This window comes from Candidatus Xiphinematobacter sp., from assembly GCA_016766635.1.
Taxonomy (GTDB): domain Bacteria; phylum Verrucomicrobiota; class Verrucomicrobiia; order Chthoniobacterales; family Xiphinematobacteraceae; genus Xiphinematobacter.
The window spans coordinates 714771-735561 of the sequence record CP068473.1; the positions used below are offsets into that span (position 1 = coordinate 714771).

Below are 20791 nucleotides of genomic sequence, written 5' to 3' on the forward strand. Positions count from 1 at the left end.
GCTATATTCATGAATAACGATACGCTGGGTGAACTTTCATCATCTCCTACCGCCGAGTGGGGGCTGCCCTCTGTGAGAAGGGTGGCTATGCTTTCTCTCATCTCTGCAGAGAGTGCCCTGTTTTGCATCTTTCTCATTGCCTACGCATTTTACATCGGTAAAAGCCTGAACCCACCTTCTCCAAAAGAAATCCTCGAGTGCCCTACCTTTGCCTCCATGGCTTTGTTATCGAGTAGTGCGACTATCGCTTTCGCCGAAAGGGCGCTTCAAAGGGGTCGATTAGTAAGGTTTCACTGCTGGTGGCTGATTACTATCCTCCTGGGAGTAACTTTTCTAGGATACACGGCCTACGAATGGTACGAGCTCATCTGTCATCGCCACTTTACACTTGCCACAAACGTTTTCGGCTCTACTTTCTATTCGCTCATAGGACTTCATGCCAGCCATGTCATTGCTGGTTTATTCCTACTCTTGCTTGTTTTTGTTATGAGTCTCATAGGGAAAATTAGGTCGGAGCATCATGAACACGTGGAAATGGTGGCTTGGTATTGGCACTTTGTAGACGTAGTCTGGGTAGTCGTCTTTGTTACTGTCTATGTGACTGGTGGTCAGTAGAGCCAGGAATTTTCTTTCCGTATATGTCAAAATCGCTCGATTCTCAGGAGGCAGTTTCCGTTCGGTTACCTGCACCAACTCCGTGGCCCATGATAGCTGCATTTGCCGTAGTCCTTCTCTTTGCTGGACTGGTAACTAACTTGGTAGTCTCCTTTACCGGGCTCCTTTGTGCGGCAATAGCGTTCGTTGGTTGGTTTGTGGATGTCTTTCCTTACCCACGGCATGAGGTGGTAGAATTAAAACCCCTGGAGGAACGGGCTGTGCCGGTACCGATGTCGGAAGGCACTATCTCCTACCTGCAAGGAAAATACCAAGTCCAGGTTCCAATATACGTGCACAGCTATTTTTCCGGAGTTCTTGGAGGAGTATCTGGCGGGATTGCAATGGCAGCCGTAGCTATGACTTTTGGGTATCTGGAGGGAAGTATTTGGTACCCAATCAATCTAGTAGCCACGGCCAGCCTACCTAATCTAGGGGTAATGGGTAAAGAGGCTCTCATGCAATTCCACTTTTCAGCTCTCTTGGTGGGTATTATGGTCCATGTTTCCCTTTCTGTCTTAGTCGGGCTTTTATATGTGGCCCTGCTACCAACCCTTCCAGCAAAGTTCGGATGGATCTGGGGAGGTATTGCGGCGCCTCTTGTTTGGAGCTCCTTGGTCTATTCCTTCCTAAATGTTGTCAACCCCGCACTTGCAGTGCACATCTCTTGGCCTTGGTTCATCCTCAGCCAGGTGACGTTTGGTTTAGTGGCAGGGACCGTAGTGTATAGGTCTGCTAGGATTGGCACCAGGCAGACCTGGCCTCTTGTAGATAAGATGGGTGTAGAAGGAATGCGTAAAAGGAATGAGATACCTCCGTAGGAAAGCTGTGGATGCAGGTAAGCAACTTACGTTGTCGGCCATGGCATGGCTGTATGTCACGGTAGGTGGAATGCTTTTCCTGGGAGGCTGTAGGATGCCTGGTAGACCAGCAGTTACCAGTTTGTGGAGGCCTCCGGAATCCAATTTGGACTTTCATAGCCTCTATGCGACCAACTGTATTGCCTGTCATGCAGACCGGAGAGGTGTGATTTCCCCAGTCATCAATCTGAACAATAGTACGTACCTCTCTTTGATCGCTCCGGAGAGAATGTACCAGGTAATTGCTGATGGCGTTCCAGGGACGGCCATGCCAGCGTTTTCGGAAAAAAGAGGGGGCCGGTTAACCGAGGCACAGATTAATGTACTTGTAAAAGGGATTTATGCATGGGCATCCCCTGGGGAAACATCCCAATCACTACCTGCCTACACTGCTCCCTTAGGGAATGCCGAACACGGAGCAACTGTATTCTCCACATATTGTGCTCGTTGTCATGTAGGGGATACAAGAACCAAAGTATGGGGATCAATCACAGAGTCTTCTTATCTAGGACTGGTATCCAACCAGTATTTGCGAACGATTATTATTTCTGGTCGCCCGGAGGTTGGTCATCCAAACTGGAAAGAGTTATCGCCAATGTCTGCTCAAGATGTATCGGATGTGGTAGCTTGGATGGCTAAAGAACGTTGAATAGAATGGCAGGGAGAGGGTTATTTCTTTAGAATGGGGGGTGATTTGCGCGTCACAAGGGCGTAACCCCTAATTGCGGAATGATCATGTCCAACAGGGGATGAAAGATGAATAACAGCAAGACCACTGGTCGGAAGGGCTCCACTGAGATGGCAGGAGACGGTAGATTCTGCGATAGGACCCAGTCCTCCCGGCGTGACTTCCTACTAAAGGTGGGCATTGGGCTAAATATTGCCGCTGGGATTATGGTGGGTATTCCGATAGTGGGGTATATTTTTTCCAGTTTTATCAAGAGGCCTACACTCCATTGGATCGCACTTGGAGAGATCGACTCTTTTCCGGAGGAAGAGACACGACTTTCGAAATATAGGAACCCAACCCATCGCCCCTGGGATGGGGCAATTACGGAAATTCCTTGCTGGGTCCGCCGGCTAAAGGGAGATGTTTTTCAGGTTTTTGCCATTAACTGTACCCATCTAGGGTGTCCCGTGCGCTGGTTTGCCGAATCCAAACTCTTCTTTTGTCCGTGTCATGGAGGAGTTTACTACCAAGATGGTTCCAGGGCGGCTGGCCCCCCTCCACGAGGCCTATTTGAATATGAAACTAAGATTGAGGAGAAGAAGCTCTGGATCAGAGGCGGTGTCCTCCCGACTCTAGCGAATGTTTCTTAAGGGCGCACCCTGAGGATACCTCATTGCAGGGCAAGGAAGAAACAGCAAGTGCTAAAATAAGGTGAGAAGTCAACGCCTTCAAACATTGGCTTACGGGTGATGGTTGTGATGCGAGTACTGCGAGACGCGGCTTTTTGGCTTGATGACCGCCTGCACGTTTCCCATATGTTCAGGGAGACGGCGGGACATCCGGTCCCAAAAAGTTCCGCAAGTTGGTTCTACGTCTTTGGCAGTGCAACGCTGCTATGCTTGGCTGTCCAGGTTGTAAGTGGGATGTGCCTAGCCTTAGTCTACATACCTTCTGGTTCAGAAGCTTATTCTACGCTGCGCTACCTAACCATCTATCAAGAGTTGGGATGGTTCCTGCGGGGTATGCACTGTTGGGGATCCAATTTCATGGTCGTTCTCATGGCATTGCATATGACTCAGGTATTTCTCTGGGGCGCTTATAAATATCCTAGGGAGATGACATGGATTTCCGGATGTGCCCTACTAGCCCTCACTCTTGGACTGGCTTTTACGGGACAGATCCTCCGCTTCGATGAAGACGCCTACTGGGGGCTAGGCATCGGTGCTTCCATTCTTGCGCGCGTGCCCCTCTTAGGAGATCAGCTTGTCCACCTTGTATTAGGGGGAGGGATTATTTCGGCGGATACCCTTTCGCGCTTCTTCGCCTTACACGTGTTTGTACTTCCTGGACTGGCATTAGCCATCATTGGGCTCCATTTATATCTAGTAGTTTTAAAGGGTATCAGTGAGTATCCAAAACCAGGGACACAAGTTAGAAAGGCCACCTACGACGCTGAATATCGCACCATTCTGGTAAAAGAGGGTATTCCATTTGTTCCAAGGGCGATTGGTAAGGACTTAATAGCCGCTGCAACTGTTTTATTTGGTATTGTTATCTGCGCGGCGATCTTTGGACCAAAGGGTCCCATGGGACCACCTATCCCAACACAGATTGATTCCGTACCCCGTCCAGATGCTCCCTTTATGTGGCTTTTCGCTTTGGCGGCGCTACTGCCAGACTACATGGAGGATGTGGTCATTTTAGGTGCTCCATTGCTTTTTGGGGGCTTGTTACTATCACTTCCATTCCTTTCTAACGAAGGAGAAAAGAGTTGGAGGAGACGTCCCGTTGCCGTCTTGGCGGTGGTTCTCATTTATCTCTCCGTTGGACTATTGACTTACTTAGGATACACTGCTCCGTGGTCGCCGGACATGAATGCTTGGACAGCCGCGCCTATTCCCCTAAAGTTCTTGGAAGGTCGCACTCCTCTTGAGCTTGCCGGCGCTTCCATTCTACAGTTCAAGCAGTGTCGTAATTGCCACGCTCTTGGTGGCATAGGAGGACACCGTGGCCCAGACCTGGCAGACGTTGGGACTCGTCTAACGGCGCAGCAGCTAACTCGTCAAATCCTTCAGGGGGGTGGGAATATGCCCGCCTACGGGAAAAACCTTAGCCCTTACGAGATAAGGGCACTAGTGGACTATATGGTTACCCTACGTCCAAAACATATTCCTGCCACGCGTGGATCCATCCCCCCATGATAGTTGCTCTAAAAAGCCTGTGGTCGAGCTTTGTACCTTCCGTCAACAAGGTTATGGGATATAGCGCGCCTGGTTTTCTTAAGGAACAATTTTTTCGTTCATCGACATTTGTCTGCGGGAAGTCTTCTACCACTCAGTACGAGAGGCTGAATGTTCCATGGAACAGGTAGCAGAAGCCGCAATACTTTCCTGGAGTTGGGAGCCAGCAGTCGTGTTTCCCCTCTTCTTCTTCCTATTGGTCTACAGAAGGGGGTGGAGAAAGCTGCGTATTACGGCTCCCTCCCGCTTCCCACTCTGGCGTTTTCTCTGCTTCTCGGGCGGCCTGCTAATCCTATTTTTGGCTATTTGTTCTCCTCTAGATACTTTTGGGAACCTCCTATTGCAAGTACACATGGTACAGCACCTGCTGCTCACAATGGTAGTACCCCCATTCTTGCTTCTCGGGTTTCCCTATCTACCAATTCTACTCGGACTTCCCCGGAGGCTGGTTTCCAATATTCTGGGGCCGTTCCTCTCCTGGAAGGCATTAAAGACGCTCGGAAAATTTCTGACACACCCAACGGTGTGCTGCGTTTTATTTCTTTCTTCAAATATCCTTTGGCATATACCTTTTTTCTACGAAGCGGCACTTCAATTTCCCACTTGGCACAAAATAGAACATGCTTGCTTTCTGTGGACTGCTCTACTTTTCTGGTGGCCGGTTGTCCAGCCGTGGCCCAGCCAGGCCCGTTGGCCCCGCTGGACAATGGTGCCCTATTTGCTTGTAGCAGACCTTCAAAATACCATCCTCTCTGCCTTTCTTTCTTTTTGTGACCATGTCCTTTACCCTACGTACTCCGTAGCTCCACGCATAGGCGGGATCAGTACTTTAGAGGATCAAGCAGCCGCCGGGGCCATTATGTGGGTACCCGGTTCTATCGCCTTCCTAGTCCCTGTCAGTCTGATTGTCTTTCAGTTTCTCAGTCCGCAAAGATCGGCAGCTTCCCCACCTACAGCGGTTGTTCGTAAATCTTCTCCTAAGGGCCCTTTTGATCTCCTAAGGACTCCGTTAGTTGGCAGCCTTCTGCGCAGAAAAGCCGTTCGCAGATCCTTACAGGTGACCTTATTAATGCTGGCAATCTTAGTTATAGTAGAAGGGTGGTGGGGGCCACAATTCGGTCCAATGAATCTCGCTGGAATTTTGCCTTGGACGCACTGGAGGGGATTGACTGTGATGGGACTTCTGATTGCCGGGAACCTCTTTTGCATGGCTTGCCCTTTTACCCTAGCACGCGACTTAGCACGGAGACTTCTTCCGTTCCGGCGTCGGAGCTGGCCAAAACGGCTGCGTGCTAAGTGGATTGCAATAGGGCTGCTAGCTCTTTTTTTCTGGGCCTATGAGGCCTTCAGTCTATGGGACTCCCCCAAGCTAACGGCAGGGATAATAGCTGGGTATTTTTTACTGGTGGTGCTGATAGATGTTCTCTTCAAGAATGCGGCTTTTTGCAAGTATGTTTGCCCCATTGGGCAATTTCACTTTGTGCAATCCCTTAACTCCCCCCTACAAGTACAGGTGCGAGAACCATCCGCGTGCGCATCGTGCCGCACCTATGAGTGTATTCGGGGGGATAATGCTATGGAAAGCAAGAGAAAACATCGTGGCTGTGAGCTGCTTCTTTTTCAGCCGCACAAGCATGGGAACATGGACTGTACATTTTGTCTGGATTGCGTGCAGGCATGTCCCAAAGACAACGTTGGTTTAATTGTTTCATCTCCATGGAAAGAATTGATACTGGACTCCAGACGCTCTGGAGTAGGCAAGTATTCATGCCGCTTCGACCTGGCGGTACTCATTGTAGTTTTGACATTTGGAGCATTTGCGAATGCCATGGGTATGGTGACGCCAGTCATCCAATGGGAAAACGCGATGAAGACCTCGTGGGGATTTTCATCCACACTTCCGATAGTCACAGCGTTCTACATTTTGGCGCTGCTCGTTTTGCCAATAATCACAACAAGCCTGGCAGTGTGGCTGAGTCTACGGTTAGGGGAACTCCAAGAAGGCTGGAAGCAAATCTTTTCCCAATTTGCCGTAAGTTTGGTTCCCATAGGATTCGGGATGTGGCTTGCCCATTTTCTTTTTCACTTCTTTACAGCCTCACACACATTTATCCCGGCTTTTCAGAGAATTTTTTCTGATATAGGATTTCCCCTTCTAGGAACACCTAATTGGTCTATACGCTCTTGGGCCTTCCCAGGGTTGGTAGGCTGGGAACTGTTTCTGCTCGATCTTGGACTGCTAGCAGGGCTATTCGTGGCGTGGGGGCGTGCGGGTCTTTTTGGCTCAAAGACTTCCCGGCTAGGGGCATTTCTTCCGTGGGGGGTACTCATCTTTCTAATGTATTTAGCCGGCGTATGGACCCTCTTTCAACCTATGGATATGCGTGGCACCATGGCAACAAACTAAGCGTGAGCGCAAGTGGCTTCCTAGTTGCCTGTTTCTTTGTATCGCAACGTCCCTTAGTCCAGGGATTGACCAGCATTAAGCTTTTGCAGGGCTGGTAAAACGAATAGACCGTCTTTTCGGATGAGTTCGCCGTCGAACCACACCTCCCCTCCACCATAGTCTGCCCTCTGGATGGATACCATGTCCCAGTGGATACGGCTTTTGTTACCGTTTCCTCCCGTAGAATAGGCTTGGCCCGGAGTAAAGTGAAAAGAGCCTGCGATCTTCTCGTCAAAAAGGATGTCACGAATAGGGTGCAGAATGTAAGGATTGAGTCCTAGCGAGAATTCTCCGATATAGCGGGCACCGGTGTCGGAATCCAAAATTTCATTGAGCTTCTGCGCATTGCTGGAGGTAGCTCTTACTATTTTACCCGCCTTAAACTCCAGATGAATGTTGTCAAACGGGACGCCCTGATAGATCGTTGGAACATTGAAATGCACATGCCCCTCAACACTACGTTTTCTTGGACAGGAAAAGACTTCTCCGTCTGGAATGTTTCTTTCCCCGCTGCACGTCACAGCTCCAATTCCCTTTATGCTGAAGCGGAGGTCAGTCTCTGGTCCGACCAGACTAACCTTGTCAGTTTTTTCCATCAAACTTCTTAGGGCCTCCATAGCAGGCAGCATACTTGAATAGTCAAGGGTACAGACCCGGAAATAGAAATCTTCGAATGCTTCAGTGCTCATTTGGGCCTGTTGAGCAAATGAGGACGTGGGGCAGCGGAGCACTACCCACTTAGTCTTGTTAACTCGGCAGTCCACAACGTGGCGCATCATCCCAGCAATGAGCGCCATGTTATCCTTCGGGACGTCTATCAGCTCCGTCGTGTTGTACCCTCCCCGCAAAGCGATATATGCTTGCATTTTCTTTATGCGAACCAGCGCCACGGCCCGGCAAACATCCAGTTGTGACTGGCTAACGGTAAGGGCCAATTCACGAGCAATCTTTGAACGATGCAATTGGACAAAAGGGATCCCCCCTTTAGAATGTACTGCACGAATAAGCGCGATGACCGCCTCATCTGAGACATCAAAAGCATCTATTAATACTCGTTCCCCAGCTTTTAGGTGTATGGAGTATTCGACAAGACATTTGGCTAATTGATCATAGCGAGGGTCACTCATGCGTACATGCGGGTCCCGACTCTGCCTCTACCCATCCATTCGCCATCGCACTGGTGCGGTGGCATTGTTGGTGTTGGTATTGTAAGTACATAGTAGTAGAAGATACCGCACGTTAGCAGCAGCACAGCCTCTGGGTACTGCACCCCTATCACAAAGAGGCTTATCGCGGGAAACTTTTTCTTTGGCAAAGAAGTTTTACGAAAGGGCTTCTGTTGTACCATAGTCCAACAGTCCTACTCAGGGTCCGCGCAAGCGCGCTAACCCCTGGGCCCCTGGACCTCCGTAGATGGAAGGGAGAGAGCGGCGCATGCCACAAGATGTCGTCGCGGCAGTCTGACATTCAACGTGGCATCAAGGCACCGTTTTTTTTCTCCGGCAACTTGGTAGACCTTCCCAAGGTATTTGTATGTTTGTGGGGCAGTACTCTGTGGATAGATTGGTGGAAGAGGTCGATAGTACCTGAAGAGATAGACGTGATCGGGCACATATTTAGATTTTAGATTTTTGGCGGTTATCGCAGGTTGTCTTGCAAGGACCCTCCAGGAGGTGCGTGCGTCCGCATTGCGTTTACTCTCCACTCTAAGCGCCAGGTTGCTTAGTCTTTTTTTCCTTGTAGAGAGCAAGGAGTAGAGCAAGACAAGTGGTGTTTGTCGCGACCGGCTTTCGGTAAGTTCTAACAAACACTTAGTCTCTAAGAAACGCTTCGCAGCAAAAAAGTCTATGCTTCCATGGCTCTCGCTATGCACGGTGGAATAGAGGAAATTTATTCCGATTCGATGCTGAGCAACCAAGACCTTTTGTGCAATACCGCGAGGTTTGGCTGCAATTCTGGACTACTCTGCTGCCAAGAATTTCCTGCAAATTATGCCATCATTCTACCATAGTAGGTCCCTCCTTCTGGCAATGAAGGGAGGATTCTGGAACAAATGGACTTGGTAAGTGCTTACTTTGAGCTCTTTAAGGAGGGAACTCATATTAGGCTTATGAAGTTGTTGACATGTCTTTACATTGTAGATTTACCTCTTCGGGAACAATGCCTCGCCAATTCGTCTTTTCCTCTGAGTCTGTAGGAGAGGGACATCCCGACAAGGTGTGTGATACAATTTCCGATGCCATTTTAGATGCTTGTTTAGTTCAAGATGAGGAGAGCCGTGTCGCCTGTGAAATCTATGCAAAGAGTAATCTGCTGGTAATTGGGGGTGAGATCACAACACAGGCCGAGGTGACTTACAATGAAGTTGCCAGGAGGGCAATTCGGGAAATTGGATACACAGATGATGAGGATGTTTTCCACGCTGATAAGGTATTCATTGTCAATGCCATCACAAAACAAAGTGAAGAGATCCCAAGAGGGGTGACCAGAAGGGTTAGCGGAAGGAGGTTTGAAGAACAATGTGCTGGTGATCAGGGCTTGATGTTTGGTTATGCCTGCATCGAAACTCCAGAACTAATGCCAGCGCCTATTATGTTTGCGCACCGTCTTGACGGTGAATTGACTCGCCTACGTAAGCAGGGGGGAATCGGCTGGTTGAGGCCTGATACCAAAAGTCAAGTTTCCGTCGTTTATACTGGGAATAAGCCCACTGCCATCTCTAGCGTAGTGGTTTCCACACAGCATACCCCGAATATCTCTCAAAAAGAGATTAGGTCCTTTGTCATTGAGGAAGTGGTCTGGAGGGTACTGCCTCCAGAACTGCTTAACAGCAGGACGCGTTTTCTGATCAATCCTACCGGAAGCTTCGTGATAGGGGGGCCCCAAGGCGATGCGGGGCTCACGGGGAGGAAAATTATTGTGGATACTTACGGCGGTATGGGACGACATGGTGGAGGGGCCTTTTCTGGAAAAGATCCATCCAAAGTAGACCGTTCTGCAGCCTATATGGGGCGCTACGTAGCAAAGAACGTAGTGGCTGCTAGAATAGCAGACCAGTGTGAGATTCAACTTGCTTATGCTATTGGGTGTGCCGATCCGGTGAGTCTGCACATAAATACCTTTGGAACATCGAAGGTGGATGAGGCGCGTATCGAAGCTGCTGTAAAAGCTGTTTTTGGGTTTAGGCCAGCCGAGATTATTAAACATCTAGATTTGCTTAGACCTATCTATTCTAAAACCACTAACTATGGGCACTTTGGTAAAGTCAGCGGGGAATTTTCCTGGGAAAGGACTGACAAAGTAGACGATCTCCGAGAGGCTATATAAACAAGAATAAGAACCAACAAGGACTTGGGTCCTATGAATGCTGAAACCCTAATTTTCCATCGGGTAGACTATCAAGTAGCAAACCTTGCGTTTGCCAACTGGGGACGCAAAGAAATTACTATGGCCGAGCATGAGATGCCAGGACTCATGGCGCTTCGAGAGAAGTGGGGTGGAAAAGAGCCCCTGAAAAATGTGCGGATTACTGGATTAGTCCATATGACCGTCCAAACAGCGGTACTTATCGAAACCCTCTGCAGACTAGGTGCTTCTGTACGTTGGGCAAGCAGCAATATTTTCTCCACGCAGGACCACGCTGCAGCTGCCATTGCCAAGGCAGGAGTGGCTGTTTTTGCGTGGAAGGGGGAGACGCTGGAAGAATATTGGCAATGTGCTTATCGATCCCTCTGTTTCCCAGGGGGAAAGGGGCCTCACCTCATTATAGATGATGGTGGGGATGCTACTCTTCTCGCACATAGGGGATATGAACTAGAAGAGGGTAGCGATTGGGTGCATGCTCCGTCCATAACTTCAGAGGAAGTCATCATCAAAAGTCTACTGAAGCAAGTCCGTGTAGAGACTCCTCTCCGCTGGCATGAGATTGTCAGGGAGTGGTGTGGAGTTGCTGAAGAAACCACTACCGGCATCCGCCGCCTGTACAAGATGTTGGAACAAGGGAGACTCTTGGTACCTGCCATCAATGTTAATGACTCTGTCACTAAGGCGAAATTTGACAATTTGTATGGTTGCCGCGAGTCCATAGCAGACGGAATCAAGCGTGCTACTGATGTGATGATTGCTGGAAAGGTCGTCGTTGTTTGCGGGTATGGACCTGTAGGTAAGGGGTGTGCACATGCACTCTACAGGTTTGGTGCACGCGTAGTTGTCACAGAGATTGATCCTATCAGTGCCCTGCAAGCAGCAATGGAGGGGTTTGAGGTTGCTCGTATAGAGGAATTGCTTGGAAGAGCTGATATTTATGTGACTGCTACTGGTAATCGCGACGTCATAACTCTAGAACACATCCTTGAAATGAAGGACCAGGCCATCCTCTGTAATATTGGGCATTTTGATAACGAGATTCAAGTAGACCGCTTAAACCGACACCCTGGGGCAACCAGGTTAAACATTAAACCGCAGGTAGACTGTTATGAACTCCCAGGCCGCCAGATTTACCTGCTGGCAGAAGGGCGTTTAGTCAATTTGGGATGTGCTACCGGACATCCTAGCTTTGTGATGTCTAATTCCTTTACGAACCAGGCACTTGCACAGATTGATCTGTGGGAAAACCGCGACCAGTATAAGGCTGGAATTTATCGCCTGCCTAGGCATTTAGATGAAGAAGTCGCTCGTTTGCATCTGGGAAAAATTGGAGTTCGGCTCACACAATTAACACCTGCTCAGGCGGACTATCTCGGCGTGCCTGTAGGAGGACCATATAAGCCCGAACACTACCCTTATTAAGCTGAACTCTACCTACATGGCTCTCCACCATATCCCGTTGATCCACTTTATTTCTCACCCCCACGGTATCTTTCTCGGTTTGCGCTTGCTTGGGAATGGAGATTACCCAGGGTCAATTCTCCAAAGAGAAGGTCGGTCCTCTCCTATTTTTTATTTGTAACCAATGTGAGAAGAGAATTTCAGCAGGAGTCATTTTGGAGCTAGCCCAACAAAAATGCACAATGAAAGAAGAGAAATGGCTGGGACGGTGGCTAGGTTTTGCGAATTCCAATTATCCCAGGAAGAAATGCCGAATTTGGGCGCAGACGAACTCGACTTGCTCTCTCGTTAGCTCAGGATAGATCGGAAGGCTGAGACACTCAGCCGAGGCACGTTCAGCTGCTGGGAAATCACCAGCTCGGTATCCAAGGGAAGTGTAACATTGCTGCAGATGCAGTGGCCGTGGATAATGCACGGAACACTCTATTCCCCGCTGCAACAGAAATTTCTTGAGTTGGTCGCGTTTGGGATGTCGTATGGTGTACAGGTGCCATGCGCTCCTGTAGCCTCGTGGCTCAATGGGAAGACGCAGCGGTACGTCCGCCAACATTTGGGAGTATAGCTCCGCGATCCGGCGCCTAGCTTCAGTCCAGGCCAGCAGACACTTCAGCTTAACACAAAGCACTGCAGCTTGAAGTCCTTCCATCCGATAGTTGTAACCAATTTCATCATAATAGTAACGTCGTCTTGTCCCATGCTCCCGAAGCGCTCGAGCACGAGCCGCGAGGGCTGCGTTATTGGTGAGAAGAGCTCCTCCTTCCCCAAAAGCCCCAAGATTCTTCGCAGGATGGAAACTAAAGCAGGATAGGATGCCAAATGAGCCCACTCTGCTTCCATGGTACATGCCCCCATGTGCTTGGGCTGCGTCTTCTACCAAAGGTAGTGAATGGGCACCAGCAACTTTTAGAAGGTGAGATAGGTCACAGGGCAGACCATAAAGATGTACTGGAAGAATAGCCTTAGTCCTCGAGGTGATGGCCTTTTCCACTTGTGCAGCATCGATGTTAAAAGTGGGATCTTCGATATCCACATATACTGGTCTTGCGCCCATGTAGGAAATGGCCCAACTAGTGGCTGCAAAGGTATACGGTGTGGTAATAATCTCATCCCCAGGTTCTATACAGAGAAGACGAAGAGCAAGATGTAAGGCGGAGGTTCCACTGTTGACCGCTATGGCATACCGTACGTTGCAGAATCTGGAAAATTGCTGTTCGAAATCTACGACATCGGGCCCTAGGCAAAAGCTGCAGCGTTCTATAGTTTTGCTCATCGCCCTCTCGAGTTCCCGGCGTATAGAGGCAATCTGCAGGGGAAGGTTCAAACGAGCGATTTTCATAAATTCTCGTGTCAACGCTTAAGAAAAAGGGGCTCAACGAGTAAAAGATTGTTTCATTTATGAACGTTTTGCTCATCCTACCTTATTAGGCGCGAGTGGCAAGGAACTCTGGTGTTTTAGGCTGGTACATTGTTGCCACTAATAGTTGACTGGTCCTAGTTAACCAGTCAGCATTAACTAGGGAGTGGTCCCCAAACGCCTATCCTGTCAAAAAGGATAAATACTGCTCCTGGCAATTTGACTTAGCCTCACCGAAAATGGCTTATTAATGGCCTGGTGTGTCTCTCTCGGGAGGAAGAGGACGCTTGAGCACACTGCGGAAAGGCACTGATACCCTAGCGCTCTCCTTCCCTTGAAGCAAAGCCTACCATCATTATTTCTCTCTTGATCCTAAGTAGTGCCTCAAGAGGCGATAGCGCGGTAATGATTGGTCGCCCGATGACTAACCAGTCAGCCCCTAATTGGGCCGCCTGAAAGGGGGTGAGAAGGCGTCTTTGGTCGTCTTCTCCGGAGGCCCAAGTTGGCCGAATTCCAGGTGTCACAATTTGAAGAGAATTACCGAAGAAGTTCCTTAGGGGGAGGATTTCCAATGGACTTGCAACCACACCTCCCCTCAGATATCTTACAGCGAGACTGGCAAGCCGGATTACTTGTTCTTCTATAGTTGAAGAGATCCCAGTAATAGTAAGAGTATTCGCGTCGCAACTTGTGAGGACGCTTACTCCTACTAAAAGAGTCGAGGTTCCCTCCACACTTTGGGCAGCTGCTGCTAGCATGTCGGCCCCACCACAAAGATGGACAGTTATTAGGTCTGCTCCAAGAGCGCATGCGAATGCTACGGCTTGAGCCACTGTGTTAGGAATATCGTGAAACTTTAAATCCAAAAAGACCCGTACCCCTATAGCTTTCAATCTCTGTACCGCTTCTGGTCCTTCACGCATGAAGAGTTGCAAACCTACCTTGAAGGCATCAGCCTCGGATCGAAGCATTTCTACGATTCGAATAGCGTCATGTAGCGTGTGCACATCCAGCGCCACGGCGATTTTTGTCTTCGTCAGACTATGCATCTTTTTGTATGAAATCGAGAAGAATGGAACTGTACCCTCCGGCTAAGGTCAATCTCTTCCTAAAGATTGTTGGACAAAGACCTGATAGATACCATGAGATTAGAACGCTGGTTACCCTCCTAACATTGAGGGATGTCCTCCACATAGAACTAACTTCAAGTCAGGGGATTCTTTTGGAATGCAACGACCCCATCGTTCCATCTGACAGCACCAACCTAGCCTTTATTGCTGCTAAATTCTATCTAGAGGCAGTCGGTTCCGGTCTTGGCGCCCGTATTACTCTGGAAAAACGCATTCCAATAGCCGCCGGATTAGGCGGAGGTAGTAGTGATGCAGCCTTTGTGCTGCTTGCCCTTGATGCGCTACACAAGCACCCATTGGGGTTAGGGATTCTTCATTCCATTGCCGCGAGCATTGGCTCGGATGTTCCCTTCTTTTTTTTAGGGTGGAGGATGGCTTGGTGTCACGGACGGGGAGAAATTTTGGAGGCAGCAAAATTCCGTTACTCCGAAGACCGTTTAGCGGTGCTAATAAAACCCCCATTTCCAGTGGAAACTCAGTGGGCCTATCGGCGTTGGGCCAACGCGAGAAAGATGCCAGACCTCCCCTATTACCCACAACCTTCTCCATGGGGTGAACTCTACAACGATCTAGAGATACCAGTTTTTGAAAAATTCCCCCTCCTGGGCCTTATTAAGCAATGGCTGCTGAGTCGACCAGAGACAGAGTCCGCTTTAATGTCTGGCTCAGGTCCAACGCTCTTCGCGATCCTACGACAAGGGGCTTCCTCGCGTCAACTAGAGGCTGCAGCTACCTCAGAGCTTGGGAATGATCTTTGGATGCACACTTGCAAAGTCCGGCTACCCAAATCTTAGAAGGTGGAAATATGCTCTGTTTCCTCAGCCTTCCTCGCAAGAAAGCAACAAAAACCTGCGCGCGATCGTAAGCCCTGGAACCCGGGGCTCCGCCCGGTAATCCTTCGCCCTTTCTGTCTGCCATCTTCACATGCCAAAAGAGGTTTAGCCACATTCTTTAATCTGGCGCATATTTACGAAAAGCTAGAGACATCGTGCCTGTCTCATTCTGAGCTCAGTCTAATTCTACGCTCGCGAATTATTACTAAGAATATTGTGTGATTGCCTTTTGGCAGGAACGTCGTTTCGAGCTCTTCTCAGGTAAGTTACCACCAAATAAAGAAAAGGATGTTTTGGGCAACGCAGCCGCTTTTTCTCCGCAGGCCTATCTGGCACCTTTCTTAGGGGCTGCCAAAACGAGGGAGGCCAAAACGGAACCTGACAAAAGAGCAAGAATTACAGCGAGGGATTGCACCACACCTACGCACAGTGCCGTGTGACCAAGTATCATCTTTAGCCCAATGAACACTAAGGTGGCAGCAAGCCCCAGGTGCAAGAAGCGAAACCGGTCTACACAATCTGCCAAAGCAAAATACATTGCCCGTAGCCCCAAAATCGCGAAGGCATTCGACGTCAGAAGGACAAATGCGTCACAAGTCACCCCTAGCGTGGCGGGAATGGAGTCAATTGCAAAGACTAGATCCGTTGCTTCGACAATCAACAATATGACAAATAAGGGAGTCGCCAGGATTGCACCATTCCCGTAGATGAAAAAAGAGCTATCATGGAAGTCTTTTGAGATCGGAAGGCATTTTCTTACCCACCTTTCTACCAAAAAAGCAAAGGAACGTTTGCTTGGCTGTGAAAGCATACGCACTCCTGCTACTATCAATACCCCTCCAAAAAGGTAAGTAGCCCATTGAAAGAAATGTAGAACCTGGAGGCCAGCGAGGATAAGCACGGCCCGCATTCCCAGCGCTCCAAGCACCCCCCAGAGTAGGACGCGGCGCTGCGCGGCGCCCTCCACCTGGAAATGGCGAAAAATGAGGGCAAATACAAACATATTGTCTAGGCTCAGGACTATCTCTACAAGATAAGCAGTCAAAAATTCTAGCCCAGCAGATTGCTGTAATTTTAGCGTCTCATACCCGCCAACCCATCCCATATAAATTCCTGCATTGAAGATTGCAGCCAGTCCCACACGGAGCGCTATAGCAAACAAAGCTGAATGGAAACCGACAGCACCTTTACATCGGAGTGCCCCTAGATCCAAGGCGAACAGGATTGTGACAAACCCCCCAAAGACTATCCACCAATACCAAGCCACCATAGCGTACTTTATTGTGTAGGTTCTACCACTACTTTCCAGTCAATTCCTGAGGGTCAGTTCGGATGACTCACAAAATTCCCCTTGTAGGTACTGGGTTGCTGATCTACCCTGGCCTCAGTAAGTCGAATCGCGGGGTGGAGCAGTCTGGTAGCTCGTCAGGCTCATAACCTGAAGGTCGGAGGTTCAAATCCTCCCCCCGCAAGTGTTCCCGTCCTCCTTTTCCGTTTCCCCGACTTGGTCCCCACCTCCCTGTAGGGGCTCTTCTCAGTGGGTGGGGATAGAGGGATAGTCTGGGTGACCGCTGGTAAAAGAGCTGGTAAGGAGGAAACCTGGTGGTGCGCACCGTGTTTTTTCCATGGAATGTTTCCGAGGAACGTCCGTGGTTTGGAAAGTGTTACAGGGAAGGGTACCTGCAGGCCCTTCGCGGGGAGGTGATGTGTGCATAAACTCCACCCCTACTTCCACCTGCCAAGCGGGACATGTCCGACCAAAGGGGGGCATGTCCTCCCGCCTAATCAATTTGTAGGGGGAACCGGGTGTCATCTCAGGCAAGTTGTGCGTGTCCCTACCCCCAATAGAATAAAAGCGACCAGACTGTACGTTATTCCAGCAACGTATGGGCGTTCTCCCATACTAAGTTTGCTCCTGTAACTAAGTTTCTCTTGACTCAGTTTCTTTATTGCCTTCTGCCCATTATTGCAAGAAGGTTAGAGCATGGTGTTGTTCCTGTCTTGGGAATACGTCGTTTTGGTTGGGTCGCGTCGAAATTGGATTGGATGTCTTCTTGGAAGTTTCCGATTGGCTGTAGCCTCGAGTCTGTGCTGACTGCGGGGCAGCTTGTGCCTGTAATCAAGGCCATCGACAACCTGCAGACGTTTCCGAGTAAATGATGTTAGCTAACCTTTTATCTGCCCAGCAGATCATCCTGGAGATGAAGTCCACTAAGCGGTGGGAGGCTATTACGGAGTTAGCATCCCTGTTGGTCCAGCAGGGAAAGATTGAAAAAAAAGATAAGCAAAACATCCTGCAAGCTTTGCGGCAAAGAGAAGAAACAATGAGTACCGGTATTGGTTATGGTATAGCCATTCCCCACGCCTCGTCGGAATGTGTCTCTAGTGTGGTTGCTGGCTTCGGAAGGTCCTCCAAGGGCATCTCTTTTGATGCTTTGGACAATGCTCCAGTATACTTCATTGTCCTTTTCATCGTGCCAAGCAGCCAGTTCCAAATCCATCTTCGCACCCTTGCGGCCATTGCTAAGTTTCTGAATGACAAAACTGTGCGAGACGGTCTAGCTAAGGCTAGGGACGTACAACAAATTTTAGGCGTGTTTACAAATCGTATGTAATTCTGTTTGCTGTACCCTGTACCATTTGCCCTATTTCCATGAATCTCTCCTTACGTGAGGAGCTGATGGCTCGGCTTGGTGAAGCTCTTACAGAGCTTGGACTCCCGGTAGATTCCATCGAAATTTCCCCAGCCACAGCGACTCATTTCGGGGATTACCAGTCAAACACTGCCATGGTGTTGGCTAAATCCCTCCGGGAGGACCCAAAAACAGTTGCTGCGCAAATCCTCTCCCACATGGATGTTTCTAGCCTTAGCCTCCAGCCGAAAATCGCCGGAGCAGGATTTCTGAATTTTCGCATCCTAGATAGCCATCTTGTTCGACATCTAATGCGGCTCTCCCGTGATCCCCGCCTTGGCGTCCCTTATGCGCTCTCTCCCAGGCGGATCGTGATCGATTTTAGTTCCCCGAACGTGGCTAAACCCATGCATGTCGGACACATTCGCGCTACGGTCCTGGGCGATGCTCTTGCTCGCATTGCTCAATTTATTGGGCATAAGGTCATTACAGATAACCATGTTGGGGACTGGGGTACTCAATTCGGCAAGGTGATCTATGGCTGGAAGCACTTCCTGGATGCGGATTACCTGAATCGCAGACCTATAGCTGAGCTAGTACGTCTCTATCGGAAGGTTAATCGTCTAGAGGAGGAAGATCCAAGTGTTTCTGGCAGAGTACGCGAAGAGTTAGTTCTACTGCAGCAGGGTAGCCCTGAAAGTCTTTCCATCTGGAGCAAAATTGTCGAGCTTTCATGGAAAGAGTTTGAGGATGTCTACAAGACCCTCGATATTCATTTTGACCACCGGTTGGGGGAAAGTTTCTATAACCATGCACTCTCTCCTCTGGTAGAGCGTTTACTAGCTGCAGGTATAGCTCAGTCAAGTCGAGGGGCCGTCTGTGTCTTCTTCCCAGGAACTCCCAAGCTCACAGATAAGCCATGTATGGTTAGAAAAAGCGATGGGGGGTTCCTATATGCTACTACAGACCTTGCTACACTAGAATACCGAGTCGGTACTTGGAATCCAGATGCTATTTGGTATGTGGCGGGTGCTCCGCAATCTCTTCATTTTCAACAGGTTTTTGAGATAGCGCGCCAATTGGGCATTCAGGCTGAACTAACTCACATTGCTTTTGGCAGTATCCTTGGAAAAGATCGTAAGATGATGAAAACCCGGGCTGGCGACAATGTTCCGCTGGCCGACCTCCTCCAGGAGGCTATTACCAGAGCTATCCAGGTCGTAGGGCAGAAAAATCCCTCACTTTCTACTGAAGAGAAGATGGAAGTGGCGCGCACGATTGGTATCGGTGCAGTGAAGTACGCCGAACTTTCCCAAAATCGCCTTACTGACTATGTCTTCTCCTGGGAGAGAATGCTCTCTTTTCAGGGTAATACTGCGCCGTATCTCCAGAATGCCTACGTGCGCATCCGGTCGATTTTCAGAAAATTGCAAGGCACCTTACCAGAACCTTCTACTTTTCACCTCCATGTCCCTGAAGAGCGCGTCCTTGCTCTCAGGCTTCTTCAATTTGGAGAAACAGTCCCGAGAGTGCTAGAAGACTTTCGGCCTAATCTTTTAGCAAATTACCTCTTTGGGCTTGCAAATGCCTTCCACAGCTTCTACGAAGCTTGCCCTGTGCTAAATGTAGAAGAGAAACTCCGCCAATCTCGCCTGATTCTCTGCCAACTTTCTGAGCGGATACTTGATAAGGGGCTATCCTTGCTGGGAATCAATTCCCCGAAAAGAATGTGACGGCGGTGTAAGAGCAGTGGCGATTCACTAGGGGGACACAACTTCTTTTGCATGGAACGTGTGTTCCTTCAACTAGATCTTGTCCACAAAAAAATAGGAGAAAATTATAGTCCTTCCATGGCGGAAGTCTGTATACACTGCCTGGATGGGCAGTTGGTTTGGAGAGGCGTTTCGAGTTAGCACTTGGGGTGAGTCCCACGGAGGAGGTGTGGGAGTGGTCATTGATGGCTGCCCCCCCCGTCTTCCGCTTGTTGAAGGGGATATCCAGACAGAACTGGACCGTAGGCGTCCTGGCCAGAGTGACATCGTAACCCCCCGCAAGGAAGAGGATAAATGTTCCATTCTCTCCGGTGTTTTTCGTGGGGAAACGTTGGGTACGCCTATTTCCATTTTAGTGCCGAATACGGATGCACGTCCCGAGGCATACTGTGGGATAGAAACTGTTTATCGTCCTTCTCATGCTGATTATACCTACCAGGCAAAATATGGTATCCGTAACTGGCAGGGGGGTGGACGTGCCTCTGCAAGGGAGACTATCGGCCGAGTAGCAGCAGGAGCGGTGGCGAAGAAGGTCCTTCAAGCGCTGTATCCTAATTGGGAGGCTCTAGCTTATGTAGTATCCCTTCACGACATTCAGGCCAAGGTAGATACAAGTTCTATCCAGCGAGAATCCATAGAGAAAAGTATAGTTCGCTGTCCGGATATGGCAGTTTCCTCCGCCATGGAGGCGCGGATCCGTGAGGTCCGTCTGGAGGGGGATTCTGTGGGTGGTGTCCTTGAGTGCGTTGTCCGTGGGACTCCACAAGGGTTAGGAGAACCAGTTTTCGACAAACTGGAAGCCGACCTAGCCAAGGCTATGCTTAGTTTGCCGGCTACCAAGGGATTTGAAATTGGGTCCGGATTTGCGGGGACCCGGCTTAAGGGATCATGCCATAACGATCCCTTTCGGATGGAGGGAGAAACAATACGTACCCTTACTAACCGCTCTGGTGGGGTGCAGGGGGGTATCTCCAATGGAGAGCCAATTTTTTTTCGTGTTGCCTTTAAACCTACTGCCACTATTGCGCGTGAGCAGAGTACCGTGTCTATCGCCGGAGAGAGTGTACGCTTAGTCGTACATGGTCGCCATGATCCATGTGTTCTTCCACGGGCCGTCCCTTTAGTGGAGGCAATGACGGCATTGGTACTCTGCGACCATCTTATGCGTCAGAAGGCACAGAGCATCTTGCATGCGTGCGAAAGAGCGTCAGACGTAAACCGGCCTTCCTCTGACTAAGTGGGATGGGTTACACTATCTCCATTCCAAATGGAGAGCGGGTTTTCTGTGGCCCGCTTTTCCTTCTAGTGGAGTCCCACCCAACATAACATCAGCCGGGCAAAAATTGGCGGGGAGAACAAAGCAAGGCGGGTT

General features: G+C 49.6%; 16 protein-coding genes and 1 tRNA gene. 13 read left to right on the plus strand and 4 right to left on the minus strand.

Annotated elements, in window-relative coordinates:
* The first annotated feature begins 9 nt into the window (after window positions 1-9).
* From JMM79_03170 to JMM79_03195, 6 genes are all read left to right on the plus strand, one after another.
* Window positions 10-615, plus strand: coding sequence for a heme-copper oxidase subunit III (locus JMM79_03170; protein QQY08226.1), 606 nt, complete (start codon window positions 10-12; stop codon window positions 613-615).
* 23 nt (window positions 616-638) lie between these two features.
* Window positions 639-1475 (plus strand): hypothetical protein, encoded by an 837-nt coding sequence (locus tag JMM79_03175; protein ID QQY08227.1) that lies wholly within the window; start codon window positions 639-641, stop codon window positions 1473-1475.
* Window positions 1459-2163 (plus strand): c-type cytochrome, encoded by a 705-nt coding sequence (locus JMM79_03180; protein QQY08228.1) that lies wholly within the window; start codon window positions 1459-1461, stop codon window positions 2161-2163. The genes JMM79_03175 and JMM79_03180 overlap by 17 nt, the downstream gene beginning before the upstream one ends.
* Window positions 2164-2312: 149 nt before the next feature.
* Window positions 2313-2834 carry a Rieske 2Fe-2S domain-containing protein gene (locus tag JMM79_03185; protein ID QQY08770.1) on the plus strand — a complete coding sequence of 174 codons (522 nt, stop codon included), beginning with the start codon at window positions 2313-2315 and terminating at the stop codon, window positions 2832-2834.
* A gap of 108 nt (window positions 2835-2942) precedes the next feature.
* Complete coding sequence (locus tag JMM79_03190) at window positions 2943-4385, plus strand: cytochrome b N-terminal domain-containing protein (GenBank protein ID QQY08771.1); 1443 nt, start codon at window positions 2943-2945, stop codon at window positions 4383-4385.
* A gap of 157 nt (window positions 4386-4542) precedes the next feature.
* Window positions 4543-6831, plus strand: a complete 2289-nt coding sequence (locus JMM79_03195) for a cytochrome c oxidase assembly protein (protein QQY08229.1) — start codon at window positions 4543-4545, stop codon at window positions 6829-6831.
* A gap of 53 nt (window positions 6832-6884) precedes the next feature.
* Here the strand turns inward: JMM79_03195 and JMM79_03200 are convergent, their stop codons facing one another.
* The gene (locus tag JMM79_03200) at window positions 6885-7997 is read right to left on the minus strand and encodes an aminopeptidase (GenBank protein ID QQY08230.1); all 1113 of its coding nucleotides are present in this window, start codon (window positions 7995-7997) and stop codon (window positions 6885-6887) included.
* 1033 nt (window positions 7998-9030) lie between these two features.
* Between JMM79_03200 and JMM79_03205 the strand changes: the two genes are divergently transcribed.
* Both JMM79_03205 and JMM79_03210 read left to right on the plus strand, forming a co-directional pair.
* The gene (locus tag JMM79_03205) at window positions 9031-10197 is read left to right on the plus strand and encodes a methionine adenosyltransferase (GenBank protein ID QQY08231.1); all 1167 of its coding nucleotides are present in this window, start codon (window positions 9031-9033) and stop codon (window positions 10195-10197) included.
* A gap of 33 nt (window positions 10198-10230) precedes the next feature.
* Window positions 10231-11658: an adenosylhomocysteinase gene (locus JMM79_03210; protein ID QQY08232.1), complete on the plus strand. Its 1428-nt coding sequence runs from the start codon at window positions 10231-10233 to the stop codon at window positions 11656-11658.
* A gap of 271 nt (window positions 11659-11929) precedes the next feature.
* Here JMM79_03210 and JMM79_03215 read toward each other — a convergent pair whose 3' ends face one another.
* Together JMM79_03215 and pyrF are read right to left on the minus strand one after the other, a co-directional pair.
* Window positions 11930-13033: a DegT/DnrJ/EryC1/StrS family aminotransferase gene (locus JMM79_03215; GenBank protein QQY08233.1), complete on the minus strand. Its 1104-nt coding sequence runs from the start codon at window positions 13031-13033 to the stop codon at window positions 11930-11932.
* Window positions 13034-13368: 335 nt separating this feature from the next.
* Window positions 13369-14100 carry an orotidine-5'-phosphate decarboxylase gene (gene pyrF / locus JMM79_03220; GenBank protein ID QQY08234.1) on the minus strand — a complete coding sequence of 244 codons (732 nt, stop codon included), beginning with the start codon at window positions 14098-14100 and terminating at the stop codon, window positions 13369-13371.
* Window positions 14101-14108: 8 nt separating this feature from the next.
* Here pyrF and ispE point away from each other — a divergent pair, with 8 nt between their 5' ends.
* On the plus strand, window positions 14109-14975 hold the full coding sequence (gene ispE, locus JMM79_03225) for a 4-(cytidine 5'-diphospho)-2-C-methyl-D-erythritol kinase (protein ID QQY08235.1): 867 nt from the start codon (window positions 14109-14111) through the stop codon (window positions 14973-14975).
* 364 nt (window positions 14976-15339) lie between these two features.
* Here ispE and JMM79_03230 read toward each other — a convergent pair whose 3' ends face one another.
* The gene (locus tag JMM79_03230; protein ID QQY08236.1) at window positions 15340-16284 is read right to left on the minus strand and encodes a TerC/Alx family metal homeostasis membrane protein; all 945 of its coding nucleotides are present in this window, start codon (window positions 16282-16284) and stop codon (window positions 15340-15342) included.
* A gap of 128 nt (window positions 16285-16412) precedes the next feature.
* Here JMM79_03230 and JMM79_03235 point away from each other — a divergent pair.
* The 4 genes from JMM79_03235 to aroC all read left to right on the plus strand — a co-directional run bounded on the left by JMM79_03235 (window position 16413) and on the right by aroC (window position 20656).
* Window positions 16413-16486 (plus strand) — tRNA-Met (locus JMM79_03235).
* A gap of 684 nt (window positions 16487-17170) precedes the next feature.
* A complete protein-coding gene (locus JMM79_03240) occupies window positions 17171-17629 on the plus strand; it encodes a PTS sugar transporter subunit IIA (GenBank protein ID QQY08237.1) in 459 nt (152 codons plus the stop codon).
* Between the two features lie 38 nt (window positions 17630-17667).
* Window positions 17668-19380, plus strand: coding sequence for an arginine--tRNA ligase (gene argS / locus JMM79_03245; GenBank protein ID QQY08238.1), 1713 nt, complete (start codon window positions 17668-17670; stop codon window positions 19378-19380).
* A 145-nt stretch (window positions 19381-19525) separates the two neighbouring features.
* A complete protein-coding gene (gene aroC, locus JMM79_03250; protein QQY08239.1) occupies window positions 19526-20656 on the plus strand; it encodes a chorismate synthase in 1131 nt (376 codons plus the stop codon).
* Window positions 20657-20791: the final 135 nt, after the last annotated feature.